The sequence below is a fragment of the Litoreibacter ascidiaceicola genome, assembly GCF_900129235.1.
Lineage (GTDB): Bacteria > Pseudomonadota > Alphaproteobacteria > Rhodobacterales > Rhodobacteraceae > Litoreibacter > Litoreibacter ascidiaceicola.
In genome coordinates this window covers 95,642-112,469 of sequence record NZ_FQUV01000010.1, presented here as the reverse complement: position 1 = coordinate 112,469, position 16,828 = coordinate 95,642, and the positions used below count along the sequence as shown (strand labels likewise).

General features: G+C 56.0%; 14 protein-coding genes, 1 tRNA gene and 1 pseudogene. 7 read left to right on the top strand and 9 right to left on the bottom strand.

What is annotated here, in order from left to right:
* Window positions 1-95: 95 nt before the first annotated feature.
* The 3 genes and pseudogenes from phnE (BUB72_RS17050) to BUB72_RS17040 all read left to right on the top strand — a co-directional run.
* Window positions 96-656, top strand: a pseudogene (phnE, locus tag BUB72_RS17050) (phosphonate ABC transporter, permease protein PhnE); the annotation flags it as partial.
* The gene (gene phnE / locus BUB72_RS17045) at window positions 656-1,471 is read left to right on the top strand and encodes a phosphonate ABC transporter, permease protein PhnE (protein ID WP_073146060.1); all 816 of its coding nucleotides are present in this window, start codon (window positions 656-658) and stop codon (window positions 1,469-1,471) included. The pseudogene phnE (BUB72_RS17050) and the gene phnE (BUB72_RS17045), both read left to right, overlap by 1 nt.
* Window positions 1,472-1,476: 5 nt before the next feature.
* Window positions 1,477-2,376, top strand: coding sequence for an HAD-IIA family hydrolase (locus tag BUB72_RS17040; RefSeq protein ID WP_073146059.1), 900 nt, complete (start codon window positions 1,477-1,479; stop codon window positions 2,374-2,376).
* Window positions 2,377-2,525: 149 nt separating this feature from the next.
* Here BUB72_RS17040 and BUB72_RS17035 read toward each other — a convergent pair whose 3' ends face one another.
* Window positions 2,526-3,251 carry a tyrosine-type recombinase/integrase gene (locus tag BUB72_RS17035; protein ID WP_083588721.1) on the bottom strand — a complete coding sequence of 242 codons (726 nt, stop codon included), beginning with the start codon at window positions 3,249-3,251 and terminating at the stop codon, window positions 2,526-2,528.
* Window positions 3,252-3,433: 182 nt separating this feature from the next.
* Between BUB72_RS17035 and BUB72_RS17030 the strand changes: the two genes are divergently transcribed.
* Window positions 3,434-5,197 carry a sulfotransferase gene (locus BUB72_RS17030; RefSeq protein ID WP_073146058.1) on the top strand — a complete coding sequence of 588 codons (1,764 nt, stop codon included), beginning with the start codon at window positions 3,434-3,436 and terminating at the stop codon, window positions 5,195-5,197.
* Window positions 5,198-5,218: 21 nt separating this feature from the next.
* Here BUB72_RS17030 and tagD read toward each other — a convergent pair whose 3' ends face one another.
* Entirely contained in the window at window positions 5,219-5,608 is a 390-nt protein-coding gene (gene tagD, locus BUB72_RS17025; RefSeq protein WP_073146057.1) for a glycerol-3-phosphate cytidylyltransferase, read from the bottom strand.
* An 897-nt stretch (window positions 5,609-6,505) separates the two neighbouring features.
* Between tagD and BUB72_RS17020 the strand changes: the two genes are divergently transcribed.
* Window positions 6,506-9,625 carry a CDP-glycerol glycerophosphotransferase family protein gene (locus tag BUB72_RS17020; protein WP_175549197.1) on the top strand — a complete coding sequence of 1,040 codons (3,120 nt, stop codon included), beginning with the start codon at window positions 6,506-6,508 and terminating at the stop codon, window positions 9,623-9,625.
* Window positions 9,626-9,668: 43 nt separating this feature from the next.
* On the top strand, window positions 9,669-10,073 hold the full coding sequence (locus BUB72_RS17015; protein WP_073146055.1) for a hypothetical protein: 405 nt from the start codon (window positions 9,669-9,671) through the stop codon (window positions 10,071-10,073).
* Here BUB72_RS17015 and BUB72_RS17010 read toward each other — a convergent pair.
* From BUB72_RS17010 to BUB72_RS16995, 4 genes are all read right to left on the bottom strand, one after another.
* Window positions 10,059-11,552, bottom strand: coding sequence for a relaxase family protein (locus tag BUB72_RS17010; RefSeq protein ID WP_073146054.1), 1,494 nt, complete (start codon window positions 11,550-11,552; stop codon window positions 10,059-10,061). The two genes, BUB72_RS17015 and BUB72_RS17010, sit on opposite strands and share 15 nt — an antisense overlap.
* Window positions 11,546-12,019, bottom strand: a complete 474-nt coding sequence (locus tag BUB72_RS19135) for a plasmid mobilization protein (protein ID WP_245814917.1) — start codon at window positions 12,017-12,019, stop codon at window positions 11,546-11,548. The genes BUB72_RS17010 and BUB72_RS19135 overlap by 7 nt, the downstream gene beginning before the upstream one ends.
* On the bottom strand, window positions 12,016-12,801 hold the full coding sequence (locus tag BUB72_RS17000) for a hypothetical protein (RefSeq protein ID WP_245814915.1): 786 nt from the start codon (window positions 12,799-12,801) through the stop codon (window positions 12,016-12,018). Before BUB72_RS17000 ends, BUB72_RS19135 begins: the two co-directional genes overlap by 4 nt.
* 224 nt (window positions 12,802-13,025) lie before the next feature.
* Window positions 13,026-13,102, bottom strand: a tRNA-Arg gene (locus BUB72_RS16995).
* 108 nt (window positions 13,103-13,210) lie between these two features.
* Between BUB72_RS16995 and BUB72_RS16990 the strand changes: the two genes are divergently transcribed.
* Complete coding sequence (locus tag BUB72_RS16990) at window positions 13,211-14,269, top strand: LacI family DNA-binding transcriptional regulator (RefSeq protein ID WP_281250225.1); 1,059 nt, start codon at window positions 13,211-13,213, stop codon at window positions 14,267-14,269.
* A gap of 16 nt (window positions 14,270-14,285) precedes the next feature.
* On the opposite strand, the gene BUB72_RS16985 is transcribed toward BUB72_RS16990, so the two are convergent.
* The 3 genes from BUB72_RS16985 to BUB72_RS16975 form a co-directional block, all read right to left on the bottom strand.
* The gene (locus tag BUB72_RS16985; RefSeq protein ID WP_245814913.1) at window positions 14,286-15,149 is read right to left on the bottom strand and encodes a YihY/virulence factor BrkB family protein; all 864 of its coding nucleotides are present in this window, start codon (window positions 15,147-15,149) and stop codon (window positions 14,286-14,288) included.
* A 2-nt stretch (window positions 15,150-15,151) separates the two neighbouring features.
* A complete protein-coding gene (locus BUB72_RS16980) occupies window positions 15,152-15,331 on the bottom strand; it encodes a PLD nuclease N-terminal domain-containing protein (protein WP_073146052.1) in 180 nt (59 codons plus the stop codon).
* Window positions 15,332-15,407: 76 nt separating this feature from the next.
* Entirely contained in the window at window positions 15,408-16,739 is a 1,332-nt protein-coding gene (locus BUB72_RS16975) for a UDP-glucose dehydrogenase family protein (RefSeq protein WP_073146051.1), read from the bottom strand.
* Window positions 16,740-16,828: the final 89 nt, after the last annotated feature.

Below are 16,828 nucleotides of genomic sequence, written 5' to 3'. Positions count from 1 at the left end.
GCATTGCAGCCTCCAACGCAAGTTAACATGCTGTAATGTAACACAAAAAAACGGACAAACGAAGCTAAATCACGCGATCACTTGGGAAATGTGGGATCATAACCGTCGCAGCATCGGTGGTTGGGATCCTGATTTCCATCCCAATCGGACTGGGCGCGGCACGCAATATCGCACCGCTGCCCGTCTATATGATCTGCCGTGGCATCGTTGCCATCAGCCGTGCGCTGCAAGAAATCATTGTGGCGATCCTGCTCGTTGCCATTTTCGGCTTCGGACCTCTCGCGGGCTTCCTTACTCTAAGTTTCGCCACCATCGGTTTCCTGTCCAAACTTTTGGCCGAGGATATCGAAAGCATGGATCGTTCACAGGCGGAAGCCGTGCGCGCGTCTGGCGCACGCTGGGCGCAATGGATCAACTACGGCGTGCAACCTCAGGTCATGCCACGGTTGGTCGGGCTTTCAATATACCGGCTCGACATCAACTTCCGCGAAAGTGCGATCCTTGGCTTGGTCGGTGCAGGTGGCATCGGAGCTACATTGAACACCGCATTTGACCGCTACGAATACGATACAGCCGCAGCAATCCTGATCCTGATCATCGTGATCGTCATGGCGCTGGAATACATCTCCGGCATCGTTAGAGCGAGGGTGCAGTAATGCCTGTAAAGCACCAAAACGGCACCGACATCTGGCGGCGCAGGACGACCAAGCAATCTGTCGCGCACTCGGCAATGTGGCTCACAGGACTCGCAATATTTGCCGTTTGCTGGCAGCAGATATCAAACGCGACCACATGGTTCTTCGTTTGGGATGCGCCGCGTATTGCAAGTGACATCTGGACCCGCGCAACACCGCCACGTTGGGAATACATTAGCCAACTAGGTCGGCCGATCTGGGATACATTGAACATCGCAACCCTCGGCACGCTGATCTCGCTGTGTCTTGCCGTTCCGGTGGCGTTTCTGGCGGCAAGCAACACGACACCTTCGCGCCTTTTCATCCGGCCGATTGCCCTGTTGATTATCGTCGCGACCCGCTCGATTAATTCGCTGATCTGGGCGCTGCTGCTTATCGCAATCATTGGGCCCGGCGTGTTTGCGGGCGTGATCGCAATCGCGATCCGCTCAATCGGCTTCTGCGCGAAGCTTCTGTACGAGGCCATCGAAGAAATCGACGCCGTTCAAGTTGAAGCCATCACCGCGACGGGCGCTTCTCGCTGGCAGGTTATGGCCTACGGGATTGTGCCCCAGATCATGCCAGCCTTCGCGGGGATTGCCGTGTTTCGCTGGGACATCAACATTCGTGAGTCAACGGTATTGGGCCTAGTTGGTGCAGGGGGCATCGGGCTTCAGCTTTCATCGTCGCTGAACGTGCTTGCTTGGCCTCAGGTCAGTCTCATCCTGCTCGTGATCCTCGTCGCAGTTGTGATCAGCGAATGGGTCTCGGCTAAAGTCCGTGGAGCGATTATTTGAGCGGAATGGATACCGCCAAAGCTCTCGCTGCGTATGAAGCAGTCCGGCACCGGCTCCCCGAATTCGTTCCGCCTAAAAACAAGCCGGAGATCGTCGCTACATTGGAGGACATAGCAGATCAGTATGATGCGTTTCTCTTAGATGCTTTCGGCGTTCTAAACATCGGAGAAACCGCGATTCCCGGCGTGGTGGAGCGGATCCAATTGCTGAAGTCGCGGGGCAAGCAGGTCATCGTCGTATCCAACGCTGCCGGGTTCCCGCACGCTGCGTTGATGGAGAAATACTGGCGGCTTGGATATGATTTCTCAGCCGAAGACGTGATCACCAGTCGTGCGACTTTGTTATCCGCGATTGGCACTGCCGAAGGTAAGCACCTTGGGCTCATGGCAACGCCGAAAGCAGGTTTGCGCGATCTTGAAAGCTTGAACGTAAGCTATCTGGAAGAAGACCCCGCCGTTTATGAAAAGGTCGATGGCTTCTTGATGATCGGCAGCGCCGTTTGGACCGAAACCCGCCAATCGCTGCTCGTGCAGGCATTGAGGCAACGCCCCAGACCCGTTTGGGTCGGCAACCCCGACATCGTCGCCCCGCGCGAAACAGGCTTTTCAACGGAGCCCGGGTATTTCGCCCACAGACTTGCCGATGAAACCGATATTACACCGCAGTTTTTCGGCAAACCCTTCGGAAATATATTCGAGCTGGCCTTTCTGCGCCTGAGTAACAACATCTCGCGTGATCGCGTTGTGATGGTCGGCGACAGTCTTCACACGGATATTTTAGGCGCTCAAACCGCTGGAATCGCTTCAGCCCTGATTGCAGATTACGGGTTTTTCGCTGACCACGACGTGCAAAGCGCAATTGGTGCATCAGGGATTTCCCCTGATCATATCGTCGCGCGCCCCTAACAGCACTTAGGTTCAAGACCTGCTGTGCAACGACAAGCCCTGCGTGGCGATTGCGGCGCGATCCTAAAGCTGGGCATCCAAGAAAAGATGGTGACCCCGATTGGATTCGAACCAATAACCTGCCCCTTAGGAGGGAACCGTTCATAGCGCTATTCCTTCTTTGGTTTCCGTTGTTTGGGTGCCTGTACAGGGTCTTCCTGTACATGGTTTGTACGAACCCGCGCTCTAATGTCGGCCTCATCAGTCTCCGCATGGGCGTAAATCCGCATTGGCAAATTGGGGTCAGCCCAGCGTCCAGCCTTGGCCGCATTTACGGGATCGACACCCTGCCGGACAACTAATTCAGTGAAGAACCCATGACGCCCTGCTTGGTGCCAGGATAGGTATTGGATGCCAGCCCGCTTGCAGATGGTCTTCCAGCGTGTGTTGTACCCGGTCGAGCTGCCGTAGCCAAAAACGCGCGGCTTCATGAATTTACCGGTCTTGCGGTTCTTGGGTCGCTTTGGTGGCAAAGCCAGCAGTTCGTCCATCAATTCTGGCGATACCGTGATCCAGCTCTCGGGGTGTCCCTTCTGGGCCTTCACCCTGACCTTGTTCTCGGCAGGCCTCAGATCATGAGGCTCTAACGAACCAGCCTGATCGATCCGCGCCGCCGTCTCGAACATGAACCGGACCAGCGCCGCGTTGTATGGATCAGCTGCGCTGCAAAACGCCTCGATCCACTCCTTGTCCGATGGGGTTCGCTCCACCCTACTTTGCTTTCCACGCCGCCTGTCTTGGACGGTCCGCTCGAACTTGTCATAGGGTTTCACCCTGATCAGCGGTGTTCCTCCCAACTCATGCGCGTTGTTGTTTACCGCACTAGCGGGCGTCATGATCTCGCGCCACCACGTGTCGGTAAGCGTTTTGCACTTTATTGGTAACGTGCAGCAGTCACTTTTGCCCTGACTCTCGCGCGGGGTTTTGCGTGTTGGCGCGGCCTGCTACGCCCCGTCTCGCGCCGCGCAAAACGGTACTTACCCCTTGCAAGCAACTATAATTTTGAGTAGCGGAATTTATGGCCAATAAGCAAACGACAAAGCCCCGCACGGCGAATAAGACCAGTAAAGCAAGCAAAGGCAAGGCCACCGCGATTGTGGTGCTTGGCATGCACCGCTCTGGCACATCTGCGCTTAGCGGCATTCTGTACAAGATGGGCTGTGTTGGGCCAAAGACGCCATTCCCCCCCGCGCCAAACAATGAAAAGGGCTTCTTCGAGTCAAAGCCGCTCAGCGACCTGCTCGATCAGGTCCTAGGCTCTGGGGATTCCTCTTGGCAGGACTGGCGGCCGTTTAATCCGCAGTGGATGCAGTCGGTTGTGGCCGATCCGTTCATTGATGACGCCGTTGACATGCTTGCCGCCGAATACCCAAATGCAAAACTGTTTGTCCTCAAGAACCCACGCCTGTGCCGGTTAATGCCATTCTGCACCCAGATGCTCGAGCAAGCAAAAATCGAGCCCTTCTTCATTCACACGCACAGAAACCCCATCGAAGTGGCCGCATCGCTGGTGGCCCGAAACAAGATAAGTGCAACTTTGGGGCATCTGCTTTGGCTACGCCACGTGTTGGATGCCGAAATCGCAACGCGGGGCCGCACGCGTTACTTCACGAACTTCACGTCCCTGTTGAATGACTGGGGCAAAGAGCTCACCCAATTTCAAGACATCACCGGCTTCACCTTCCCCAGATCGGTTATGCAGGTTCGCAAGGAGGTCTCGGAGTTTCTGGCCCCTGACTTGCGCCACCATGAGGCCCCCACCGAAATCCCCACCGGCGATCTTGACGTGTCGGGCTGGACCCGCAGCGTATTCAGCATTTTGCAGCGATGGGCTGGGACGGATGGAAACCCCAAAGACTTCGCCGAGCTGGACGAAATCCGCGATCGCTTTGACGAGCTGGCCATAAATTTCGGCGGTGTCATTCAGGACGGCGTGAACTTCCCAAAGGCTAAAAGCGACGCCGCCGCTGCTTTGAGGGCAGCGCAGAGCAAGCTGGTCGAGGTCGCGACCGCCAAAGAGGCGCTGCAGAAGCAAAACACCGAGGCCGCCGAGAAGACCGCGGCGTTGCAAGCGGCGCATGCCATCAAACTAGGCGAAATCGCTGCGGAAAAAACAGCGGCAGAGGCGAAAGCACAAGCGGATGCCGACGCGTTGGCCAAACTGACAGCAGAGCTTGCCGCTACGCAATCGCTGGCAGAGCAACAGGGCGGCGAAGCCGCCGCCAAAGTCATAGCGCTGGAAAACGAGTTCAGCATCAGGATCGCGCAGGTCAATGCAGACAAAGACGCCGTACTCGCAAAAGCGCAAACAGACGCCGACGAGCTGACCCGGCTGAAGGGCGAGCTGGCGACAACGCAAAGCGCGCTAGAGCAACGCAGCCTAGAGGCAGAGCAGTCGCACACCGAGCTTGGCGAATTGCATGCCATTCTTGCGCAGCAATCCGAGGACGCTACCGCCCAGTTCAAGACGTTTGAAACCGAACGCGATGAGGCTTTGACGGCCGCAGCCGTCACAGAAGCGAAGTTGCGGCAGCAGCTCAGCGACCGCTTTGACGAGTTGGCGCAGCTGGGGGCGATGCAAGTCAGCACTCAGAAGGCTTTAGACGAGGCCCATATCCGCAATCACCAACAAGGCTTGGACTACCGCGACCTGCAAGAGCAGGCACACGCCACGGGTGCCGCGCTACAGGCGGTCAAGAATAGCACATCTTGGAAACTCACAGCACCTTTGCGCAGGTTGATGGGCGTCCTGCGCTCCATGACAGGCCGGGGCCGCAAGTAAGCGGCACGCGCGCGCCTCGCCCTAGCTTTCGCTCATCATTTTGCGAATTTGACTGCTTGAAATAGACGGCGTGCGCTCGAAGTAGTTGACCTCGCACTGGTCTTTGAGGAAATCGAACTTCCCTGTCCAGTCGTCACCCATCGTGAACACGTCGACCTGAAACAGCCGGACATCTTCGGTCTTCTGCTCCCAGTCATTCTCTGGAATGACCAGATCTACGTAGCGCAGAGCTTCAAGGTCGTGCTTGCGGTCCTCGTAGCTGAAGAGCGCCTTCTTGTCCTTCTTAGCGTTGAACTCGTCCGTAGACAGGCCAACGATCAGGTAATCCCCCAGCTCTCGGGCGCGGCGCAGCAGGCGAATGTGGCCGTGGTGCAGCGTATCAAATGTCCCATATGTGATGATCCGGCGCATAAACTTGCCCTTTCAGATTTCTCGGTAGGGCGTTTGATACCTGAAGCGAGCCCGCCCCGAAAGACTGTTTTAGAAACTCTGCGGTCTCGCGGCGTGCTCCAGCCTGCGGCAAGCGACGGTTTAATGCGTGAACACCGTTAGGTCAGCATTGCCAACTGTTGTCATTTAGGCCCCTCCTCTCTTATAGTAGGGTGCCAGCGAGCGGTGTAGGAATTGCTCCGATGTTGCCGCCAAGGACATTAATAAATGTTTAATTCTAAAGAGACACGAGCCGCAATTGCGTGGTTATCGGATTCTGGTCTTTTTGACGAAGACTGGTACATGTCTACTTATCCAGACGCCGCCAAAAGCGGCCTGTCCGGCGCAGAGCATTACGTTCAGATTGGAGCCATGTTGCGGCGCAAGCCAAACGCGGATTTCGACCCAGAGGCGTACCTCGCGCAGCGCCCGCAACTCGAAGCCTCTGGCCAAAACCCATACTTGCACTTTGTATCACAGGGCGTAAACCCGCCGCCAGAATCCGCCTCCAAGGGCACGGTGTCCACGGGCAAAGCGCAACCGTCAGACGTGGTGGTTGACGAGGCATTCTATCTGCTGAACAACCCCGATGTCGCCGCAGCGGGCGTCAACCCGACGCGGCATTTCAACTCGTACGGGCACGAGGAAATGCGCAACCCCCGCGCTGACTTCGATCTTTGGTGGTACAGCCAGAATTACCTGCTTGGCACGCCGGACGAGGCGGTAAACCCGCTCAAGCACTACAACGAGATTGGCCGCGCAAAGGGCTACCTTCCGCGCCCTCCCCTGCCGGTGGCCTTCAACACCGCACACTCTAAGCCTTTAAGCGATCAACCGCGCCGAATTTGCCTTTTCGCCGCTTATGACGGGCAAGGTATCGTGGACGACTACGTGCTCGACTACCTGCGTGACTTGTCTCAACACGCCGACATTTACTACTTGGCCGATTGCCCCATCGACAAAACCCAGATGGCCAAGCTGGACGGGTTGGTCAAAGGCGCGTGGGCGCAGCGGCACGGCGCTTACGATTTCGGGTCATATTCCATGCTAGCCCGCGATTTAGTCGGCTGGGATGTCATTGAAACATATGACGAGATGATATTAGCCAATGATAGCTGCTATCTGGTGCATCCGCTTGCCGAAACCTTCCGCGAAATGGCATCGCGGCCTTGTGCGTGGTGGGGATTGCAAGCGACCAAAGGGTTGATATCGACGGCGCATCAGAACAAAATTCCGACTGAAGTCCTCGTCCCTATGACTGACATCAAGAAAACCTATTTGGCCGCGTTTGAAACCGATGTGTTGTATGACTTCCTTGTCGGTTCATACTTCTTGGCCTTTCGCAAAAGTGTTATCAACGACCAAGACTTCCGCCGGATTTTGGACAATGTCACCGTTGAACAAAACAAACTGAGAATCATTCGGAAGTACGAGATCGGCATAACTCGGTTTTTGATCGGAAAGGGGTACGAGTTTGACACGTTGGTCGGTAGCGTGTCGAAGCAACAGCCGATTTTCACGCAGCGCGCTTTCGATCTGATCGACGATGGTTTTCCGCTTCTCAAGCGGTATTTCCTAGCGGAAAACCACTATAAAATGCCCGGCCTTGCCCAGTGGAAGTCGCGGGTCTTGCAGGCAAATCCGGCCGCTGATGTTGACAGCTTCGAGCGCAACCTGCTGCGCGTCAGCAACGCGAGTAAGTTGTACAGGAATTTCCGCATTGGCCAGAACAAGGAGCTGTCCAAGACCCCGCGCACCCATACGGAAATGGAGGCAGAGGATCTCGAGACTCCGAAATACGACCACTGGTGGGCGTTCCCAGTCTGCTGCCACAGCCACCTCTTTTCAGACAACAACCGCGCGGTGTTCGAGCAGGTCAAGAACGACCCAAACGTCAAAAAGATCATCTTGACCCGCAACGTTCACGTTGAAGTCGAAGGCGTGAACACGGTTGTCGTTCCACTGCAAAGCTATGAAGGCCAGACTTATTTGTTACGGGCCCGACAGGTATTCCTGCGCCACGGCGTGCGGGCCAATGTCGGGTATCCGTTGTCCAGTGATCTGCATAATTTTCACAATCTGTGGCATGGTATTCCGCTCAAACGCATCGGGTACACCTCTCTGGATCAGACTCGCAATCTTGATGACATGGTCGCTGAAAACAAGCGTCTCAAGTCAGTTATTGCCGCATCAAAGGTTGACCGTCTGGCCATGGCAGCAGCCTATTGGCCACTGACCTACCATGACATCTGGGTCACAGGTCTGCCGCGTCACGACTTTATTCTAGCTCCTGAATCGCAACTTCCTTCAGATTTTAAATCGCGAACTGATTTTTTGAACACCCGTTTAAAGGGTAAGAAATTTGTTCTTTTCGCTCCGACCTTCCGGGCAGATCAGGAAAACGGATATTACAGCTTTTCTGAAGACGAAGTACGCGAGCTTGCTGATTGGTTGACAAAGAACGACATGATCATGGGAATCCGCGAACACATGGCCGATAAAACCCGACTGTATAGTTCACAGTTACAGGGGGAGTGTTTCATGGATGCGTCGGAACGGCTGTTCCCGGATATAGAGTTGTTATACCGCAAGGCAGATTTGTTGCTTACGGATTATTCCAGTTGCTTCATCGACTTTATGCTGACCGGGCGTCCGATGATCAGCTTTGCCTTTGACCAGGACAGCTATACCAACACCGAGCGTGGGCTGTTCTACGAGCAAGAAATGGTGTTTCCCGGTCCGATTTGCACCGATTTCAGCCAATTGATGCGCGCATTTAGGAAATCCATCCAACCGGTGACGGAATCCGAGCGGCAATCCTACGTATGGAAGACCAGATTTTTTCACACGTTCCACGATGATCAAAACTCGGAACGGCTCGTCAGCAAGGTGAAGGCTACCTATGAAGGGTCTGATCACATGCTCATGGATCAAGATGTAAGACCCGTGAAAAAAGGGAGGCGTATTACGTTTGTCTATTCTCCAAATAATAACATCACCAATCGGTATCGCATTTACAACTTAATGGAGCATCTGTGCGATGCAGGTTGGGCCTGTCAGGCGGTCAATTCAAAGTCTCTGAAACCCGAAATTTTAGAAAAATCGGGCATTCTGTTTATCTGCCGAATTCCGCTGGCCGATGAATTAATTGATATCTGTGAATCGTTTAAATTAGGCGGCGGCAAGATTATTTTTGACCTCGACGATCTCATCCACGACATCAAAGCTTTCAGCCAATCTGAGTACTTTCGCAAGCGCCCTGAGTTCAGTAGCGACTTTACCGTTCTGTCAGAGCAAACCCGTCAAATGATCGAAACCGTTGATGCCGTCACTGTGACCACACCCGCCCTTATGCGGACGATCAAACCGTTCAACAAACCCGTCACTGTCATACCCAACTCGATCTCGACGGCGCTTAGTCGGAAGTACCATTCCATACCTGAGCGGAATTCGGACAAGATCCGTATTTGTTATCTTTCTGGCACCGCCACCCATTCCGAGGATTTTGCGCAATGCCGCGATGCCTTGATTGCGATGCTGCAAAAACATCCGCAAGCGGAACTGCATGTCGTTGGCAAGATGGGCATCGATGAAGCAAACGTAGAAGAACCCGAGTTCCAATTTATCCGCCACCATCTGATGTCATATGAAGCGATGCAGGAATTCCTGTCGGGCATGGACATCAACCTTGCCCCGCTTAGTCCAAGCGTTTTCAATGATGCGAAGAGCGAGCTGAAGATATTCGAGGCCGCCCTGCACGGCGTCGCAACCATCGCCTCCCCGACCGAAAGCTACGCCGCTGCGATCGACAACGGCCAGAACGGGTTCTTGGCGTCCACACCCGCCGACTGGGAAGCCGCGCTGGATCGTTTGATCACGTCGGCCCAGGACCGCAACCGTATTGGCCGAGCCGCGTTCAACGAAATAGCCCCGCGGTTCAGCGCGGCGGGCGCGGCCAAGACACTTTTGGATGTTTTGAACGGGCTGCTGAAGCCGTAGACCCCGCTTTCCCTAGCGCGTCATTCAGGGCATACACGATCCCATGTTAACCAAGCTCTTCCGCAAAGCGACCGCGCCCAACAACCGGCTTTTAGTCATTGGCCACTCTCACGCGGTGTGCATGCAGCAGGCTTTGGGCAAGCGTCCCGACCTGACAAATGTGAGGGTGTTAAACCTGCGCAAGATCACCGATGGCGGCATGGGCCCTCACAAAGTGGCGCAGGTCGTCAAAGCCGAAGCAAAAGGGTTCAACCCTGATGCTGTCTGGTGTTTCATGGCAACGAGCACAACGTGCTGCGCGTGCTTGAGCACCCAAAGCCATTCGCCATCGGCGACACGGTCCACGGAAGCGCCCCAAGCCCTGCGCAAGACCGCGACTTCATCATCCCGACCTCAGCCGACCCAAATGCGTCAGCCCGCGATCAATCTCGACCTACCGCGCTTCTAGCTCTGTCTCAGCCTCTCTTCGGCGTCCTTCGCTAAACTCAAGCTCATGCTCAATTGTTCGTCCAGCGTCGCGTAGCTCTCCTCTTTGTTCAACAATCCACGCAATGCTTTCAGTGACACGGCTTGCGAACGCACCAGCAGCGTCACGCATTGCGCGATACCATCCAGTTGGCTCTGCATCCTGTCCGTCGAGCGTTCCTCTAACCCGCTCAATTTCTGCGCTGAGACCTCGTAGGCCGTCACCAACCGCTCGACGCAGGCGAGTAAGTCGCGTTCCAAGGCTGTCAGGGGTGTCGTCATCTAATCCTCCTCGATCTTGATGCAGGTCACTGATCTGCCGCCAAGCGTGCAGGTCCTCAGCCGCGTCTTGGTCGGGTCCAATACCAGCCAGGTCCCGTCCTCCCTGTTGATCCGCGTCAGGCCCAGTTCGGTCATCTCCGAGCTCGCCAGCATCAACGTCCAAAGCAAGCTCGCAGCCATCATCGAGACGATCCCCGCCAAGAACGTCCCCGTGATCAGCCAGGGCGAGATCGTCAGCCAGCTCTTGTTCTGTCGCAGAAAGCTGCGGGTATCGCTCTCGATTGTAAGCTGCGCGCTGGTCGCAATGCTGTTCAAATCGGCCCTGAAGCTCTCCAGTTGCGATGCCATCGAGGCGGCGTAATCCTGACGGATCGTGTCCAGTTCCGAATTCAGCTTCTCGCTCAGCCGTGTCGGCTTGCCAGTCTTCATGGAAAATCTCTCCTTTCAAACGCCAGCGTTCGTCCGTGTCCGGATCGCGGGCGGTCAGGTATGCTTTGCCGACGCGCGGCAGGTCGTAGCCTGCATCTGTGAGGGCATCGATCATGGTTGCGCGGTCAGCGATCAGGCCGACGCTGATCTGGTCTTGCAGCCATGCCTGCAGCTCGTCGCGGCCTTGCGCTCGGGTCGGGGTCTCGATGATGTCGCGGACCTCTTGAGTGCGCTCCAGCTCCATCGGATCGGCCCAGCCGTGGCGCTGGTTCATCACGTCGCGCAAGGAATCGAAGGCTTTCTCATAGCCCGGCGGCGCGATGTTCAGGCTGCGCCCCGAGGTCAGCTCTAGACGCGGCGTGCAGAAGTGAAGCTCAACGCGGTCTTCGTGGGTGTGCCGGACCCAGAGCACCTCATATTGCGTCGGGTCCAGCCCCGCGAAGGCCAAATCCTGGAAGTGGTCCATGACCTCGGCCTGCTGTTCCTCGGTCGGGGCGTCGGTGTCGGCAAAGCTAATTACGCCTGCGCGGTAGGTCCACTGGTGGCGGCTGGCGTCGATCAGGGCTTCGGTGCGGTTAGGGTTGCCGCGCAGGACCTCGGGCAGTGGCTCGCGCGTGACCGTCATCGGCTGGCCGTCGGCATCGCGGATCAGGTCGCGGTTGTCGTCATAGGCCAGCACCTTGTCCGCCACGAGGTAGCCGACCGGACCAGCGCCCGCGCCTTTGCCGTTGCGGAAGAACTTGATCAGCATCGGCGGGCAGCCTCGATGATCTGGGGAAGTTGGCGTTCGATGGTCAACAGGTGGCGGGCAACCGTGAGCGCATCGAGGTCGACACGGCCTGCCAACATCGCGCGATTCAGCCACCGGGCGATCTGGTTGAGGTTGCCGCCGATGCGGCCAACGGCCAGCACAAGCGCTGGGTCAACGCGTGGAACAGGCTTGCGACGGCGGGCTTCGGTCAGGCCAAGCGCCTCACGCAGCAGGATCGCGGCGGGCAGGCCAGCGGCTTCGGCCTTGGCGCGCAACTGGGCCTTCTCTGCTGTTGTGCACCGAAAGACGAAGGTCTCGGTCAGCGGCTCTTTGGTGCGGGCTTTTCCCGCGCCGGTGGGGTTCGAAGGGGAGGCCTGCCGCCCCTCGCAAGGTCCCGTGTCAGCAGCGCCAGCGCATGACATGGGTCGCCTTGCTGTTTGCTCTTCGGTGGGATCGGTTGCGGTCATGATCCGAGGCCTGCGGCTTGAATTTGCGCCTCTGAAACCAGCTTTGAGGCGAGCAACGCCGTGACTTGGTTGCCCGTGATGTGTTTGCACATCGGGCTGCGGTCGCTGATCCAGCAGCCGAGCCGCTTGTGGTGATCGGCACTTGCAGCTTGGGACTTCTCTCGCTTGGCGCGGATATCCTCGATGTATCTTTGCCAGCGCCGCGACTGAAACCAGTTGTCGGAAAAGCAGACCTTGGAGCGGGTGAAGCCTGCGCTGTCGGTGGCGTAGGCTTGGACCGCTAGCAGCAAATCCTCCGGTGCGATCTCGTCTTTCATGGCCACTTCGATCTGGGCAAGGCAGGCCGCTTTGCCCCGCAATCGGTCTGGCGGATAGGCGGCCAAAATCTTCTCAGCTTTTTCATCCGCCACTACCTCGCGCTTGCGCGTAGGTGGTTTATGGATGGTTTTAGGACGGTTTGGGGGCCGTGGTGGCCCCGGTACCCCGGCCACTGTGGCCCCCGTTCCGGGTTCAGTCTGGACGGGGTCCACTGTGGCCCCCGTCTCAATCTCGGGCTCAAGCGTGGGGTCCAGCGCCTCCACCTTCGCTAGATTGATCCGGTAAACGACGGTAAAACCGTTCTTGCAGGTCCGTGCGCCGGTCTCGACCAGGATGCCGTCCTTCAGAAACTCGCGCACGGTTCGCTTGACGGTGGTCTCTCCCAGCTCCGTGTGCCGCTGAATCGTTCCCTTAGAACACCAGATGCCTGAGCCATCGTCGCTCGCCTTGTCTGCCAGGAACATGATGATCTGCTTGCGCGTTGCGCTGCCGAACTTCCGTTCTGCGCATGTGTTTGCAACCCGCCAGCTCATTGGAAGGCCTCAAAGTGCGCAAAGACGTGCGAATTTTGTACAGGTTTTGTACGAGATTTCCGCCGTTTCAGCAGAATTCGGCCTGAAAACTCACGGGACTTTCTGCACGCTCCTGCACAACGCCCTGTAAATAAGCCATATTTTTCAGTTGTTTTTGGTGACCCCGGCAGGATTCGAACCTGCAACCTGCCCCTTAGGAGGGGGCTGCTCTATCCAGTTGAGCCACGGGACCACGCGAACTGTATGGCGTTTTTCACGGAAGGCAGGCAACCCTAAATGCCGTCACAGTTGCGCCTTGGAGTGGGGGATGTTTAGCGCTATCATGCCTCACACTCAAAAGTTGACGAGATACACATTGGCCGAACGCTCAAGCCCCGAATACCGCCACCAGCTCACCCTTCGAGACGTGTCGGAGGCGTCTGGGGTAAGTGAAATGACAGTCAGCCGCGTGTTAAGAAACCGTGGAGAGGTGTCTGACAAGACCCGCGAAAAGGTTCTGCTTGCTGCCCGCCAGCTTGGCTATGTCCCAAATAAAATCGCTGGAGCCCTTGCTTCTAACCGCGTGAATCTGGTGGGCGTGATCATTCCCTCTCTGTCTAACATGGTGTTTCCGGAAGTGATGATGGGGATATCCAAGGTTCTTGATGGTACGCCTTTGCAGCCGGTCGTTGGTGTCACCGATTACGTTCCCGAAAAAGAAGAGAAAGTCATATTCGAGATGCTGTCATGGCGCCCGTCTGGCTTGATCATCGCCGGACTTGAGCACACCGATGCCGCGCGTCGCATGATGGAAAACGCTGGTGTACCCGTTGTCGAGATAATGGATGTGGACGGGCCCGCGGTTGACGCTGCAGTTGGCATTTCCCACACACGCGCTGGCCGCGAGACCGCGAAAGAAATCTTGAAGCGCGGGTATCGCAAAATCGGCTTCCTTGGCACCAAGATGCCGCTCGACCACCGCGCACGGAAACGCTTTGAAGGGTTCGAAGCAGTCTTGCGTGAGAACGGTCTAAGCCTTGAGGCAGAAGAGTATTACTCCGGTGGTTCCGCCTTGGGTAAAGGTCGCGAGATGACTGCGAATATCCTCAAGAAGAACAAGGACTTGGACTTCCTTTACTATTCCAACGACATGATTGGTGCGGGTGGCCTGCTATACTGCCTGGAAGCAGGAATTGACGTTCCTGGCAAGCTGGGACTGGCAGGATTCAACGGTGTGGAATTGATAGACGGATTGCCTCGCAAATTGGCAACTATGGATAGCTGCCGCGTTGAAATCGGGAAGGCCGCCGCACAAATCATAGCCAGCGAAGCCGATGGTTCTGTTGACGCTGCCGCGGAGAAACGCGTTGAGCTTTCCCCGATATTTGCCCCCGGCGACACCCTACGTCCAATGGCGTAGATGTTGCTTTGGCGCGCTAATCTCCACCAGCTTTCTTGCCGTGATTGCGTCGTGATAGCTCGCAATTCAGTGTCGCCCCAAGCAGGACGACCCAAGCGCTAATATAGAACCACATCAGCAATGCGACGACGGCGCCAATTGATCCGTACACCTCGTTATATTTGCCGAAATTTGCCAGATAGAGCGAGAACGCCCAAGATGCCGTTCCCCAGATAACCAAGGCGACCAAGGCACCGGGGGATATCCAGCTGGTTTTGAGATGTGGCGTTTTATGGTTGGGGCCAAAGCGATAAATCAGACCCAAACCGAGGACCACGGCAGAAATCACAACCACCCAGCGGAGCAGTTCGAACATGTCTTCGGCATACTCCCCCAGTGGCAGTAGGGCCAATGCGATCGGGAAGACCACAATACCCGTAAGCGCAATCAGCGACATGGCAATCAAGCACATCGTTAGAAGCAACGCTGCGAAAGTCCTCCTTAGTCCCGTCCGATGGGGGGCCGAATACACCGCGTTCAATCCACGGATCAGAGCAGACACTCCTGCGCGCGTTGACCAAAGTGCCGCCATTAAAGAGATTAAAGTCGTGTATCCCAACGTCGAGTCATTGGCATTGATCAACGCATCCACCTGCGTCTCGAAAAGCCTGAATGCATCGCCTGGGATAAAACTGCTTAACAAGGTAACCTGTTCGTCGATCAGGTTTGGATCAGAGAAAACGCCCCAAAGTGCAATAAGGGCGGCCAGAGCCGGAAAAATCGCCAACATTGCGTAGAAGGCGACACCTGCCGAAATCAAGCTCAGGTTGCGTGCGTCCATCGCTGTCAGCAAATTGCTTACGAAGGTGTAAGCCGACACTAAATAACGCAGTATCTTCACGATCAACGGGCCGGTTTCGGACCCGCGAAGTACCAGATCAAGAAGCCGATGATTGGTAAGAACAGAACCAATGCGATCCACAACACCTTTTGTGCAGTCTCAATCTTAGCATTAAAAATCGAAGCAATGGCCCAAATGTCGAGCGCGAAGACGATGAGGGCGAGCAAAGAGTTTAGGCCCATTTCAGGCTCCTTTTGCGTTAGTCGGCATTCCTAAAGGTAAGCGCGTCCAGCCCGAATACCAAGCGTTGCGTTGGGCCTAGGCCTCGAAGTCCTGCCTGCCGATGGATACATACGCTGCAAAGCCAGATTTTTTGGCGTCTTTGGCCGAGTAAATGTTACGCAGGTCAGCCATACGTGGACTCTTCATCTTTTTGGCAATCTTCTTGAGGTCCAGCGCCCGGAATTCGTTCCATTCGGTCAAGATCACAACGGCATCAGCATTGTGCACGGCCTTGTAGGGATCATCGGCCCATTGCACGCCCGGCAGTAGCGCCTCGCCCTCGCGGAAGCCCTGCGGGTCAACCACTCGAACCTTCGCACCACCGCCAACCAGCGCCGGTACAATCGTCAAGGAGGGCGCATCACGCATGTCGTCGGTGTTCGGTTTGAAGGTAACGCCTAAAACAGCAATCGTTTTACCATTGAATGTTCCTTCACAAAGATCGCGCAACTTTTCGATCATCCGCATTTTAATACCGTCGTTCACGCGCATGACAGTCTCGGTGATTTGCATGGGGACCGCATGTTCCTGCCCTATCCGCGCCAGCGCAGAAGTGTCCTTGGGGAAGCACGATCCACCATAGCCCGGCCCTGCATGCAGAAACTTGTTTCCGATTCTGCCATCCATGCCCATGCCACGGGACACCTGTTTGACATCCGCACCCGTCTTTTCGCACAGAGCCGCGATCTCGTTGATAAACGTGATCTTGGTCGCCAGAAATGCGTTGGCGGCATATTTGATCATCTCAGCGCTCTCGAGGTCGGTCGTGATAATCGGGAAATCTCGCAAATAAAGCGGTCGGTAGACTTCTGCCATTACCTCGGCTGCTCGGTCGGTCTGAACACCTACAACCACCCGGTCTGGCTTCATGAAATCGTCAATCGCTGCACCTTCGCGCAAGAACTCCGGATTGGAGGCAACATCAAACACAAGATCAGGAGCAGCTTTACGCACCACCTGTTTGACCTGCCGATTGGTACCCAACGGGACCGTCGATTTCGTGACGATCACGGTATAGGGATTGCCTTCAGCAGCACAGGCTTTGGCAATGTCTTCAGCCGCCGCATACACGAACGATAGATCGGCATGCCCGTCACCGCGCCGCGTCGGGGTGCCGACGGCAATGAACACCGCATCGGCGCCCTTGACCCCTGCGCTCAAATCAGTGGTGAATGACAGTCGGCCAGCCTCTACGTTCTTCGCCATCAGGTCATCCAAGCCGGGCTCGTAAATCGGAACGTTACCACTGTTGAGCATTTCAATCTTGGACGGATCGCGATCTACGCACACCACATCATGTCCGAAATCCGAGAAACATACACCGGACACCAATCCAACATACCCGGTGCCAATCATCGTGATTTTCATACTATCCTCTTGAAACAACTCACTGCGACTTGCGAAACTTTAAGGCCAACTGTCAACGAAAAGTCAGATTTGCAGCTTGCCCCGTAATC

What these genes read in the sequence shown, in the direction of transcription:
- phnE (WP_073146060.1), top strand. Translation starts at nt 656, where the DNA reads ATGCCTGTAAAGCACCAAAACGGCACCGACATCTGGCGGCGCAGGACG.
- BUB72_RS17040 (WP_073146059.1), top strand. Translation starts at nt 1,477, where the DNA reads ATGGATACCGCCAAAGCTCTCGCTGCGTATGAAGCAGTCCGGCACCGG.
- BUB72_RS17035 (WP_083588721.1), bottom strand. Translation starts at nt 3,251, where the DNA reads ATGACGCCCGCTAGTGCGGTAAACAACAACGCGCATGAGTTGGGAGGA.
- BUB72_RS17030 (WP_073146058.1), top strand. Translation starts at nt 3,434, where the DNA reads ATGGCCAATAAGCAAACGACAAAGCCCCGCACGGCGAATAAGACCAGT.
- tagD (WP_073146057.1), bottom strand. Translation starts at nt 5,608, where the DNA reads ATGCGCCGGATCATCACATATGGGACATTTGATACGCTGCACCACGGC.
- BUB72_RS17015 (WP_073146055.1), top strand. Translation starts at nt 9,669, where the DNA reads ATGTTAACCAAGCTCTTCCGCAAAGCGACCGCGCCCAACAACCGGCTT.
- BUB72_RS17010 (WP_073146054.1), bottom strand. Translation starts at nt 11,552, where the DNA reads ATGCTGATCAAGTTCTTCCGCAACGGCAAAGGCGCGGGCGCTGGTCCG.
- BUB72_RS19135 (WP_245814917.1), bottom strand. Translation starts at nt 12,019, where the DNA reads ATGACCGCAACCGATCCCACCGAAGAGCAAACAGCAAGGCGACCCATG.
- BUB72_RS17000 (WP_245814915.1), bottom strand. Translation starts at nt 12,801, where the DNA reads ATGTTCCTGGCAGACAAGGCGAGCGACGATGGCTCAGGCATCTGGTGT.
- BUB72_RS16980 (WP_073146052.1), bottom strand. Translation starts at nt 15,331, where the DNA reads ATGGGCCTAAACTCTTTGCTCGCCCTCATCGTCTTCGCGCTCGACATT.
- BUB72_RS16975 (WP_073146051.1), bottom strand. Translation starts at nt 16,739, where the DNA reads ATGAAAATCACGATGATTGGCACCGGGTATGTTGGATTGGTGTCCGGT.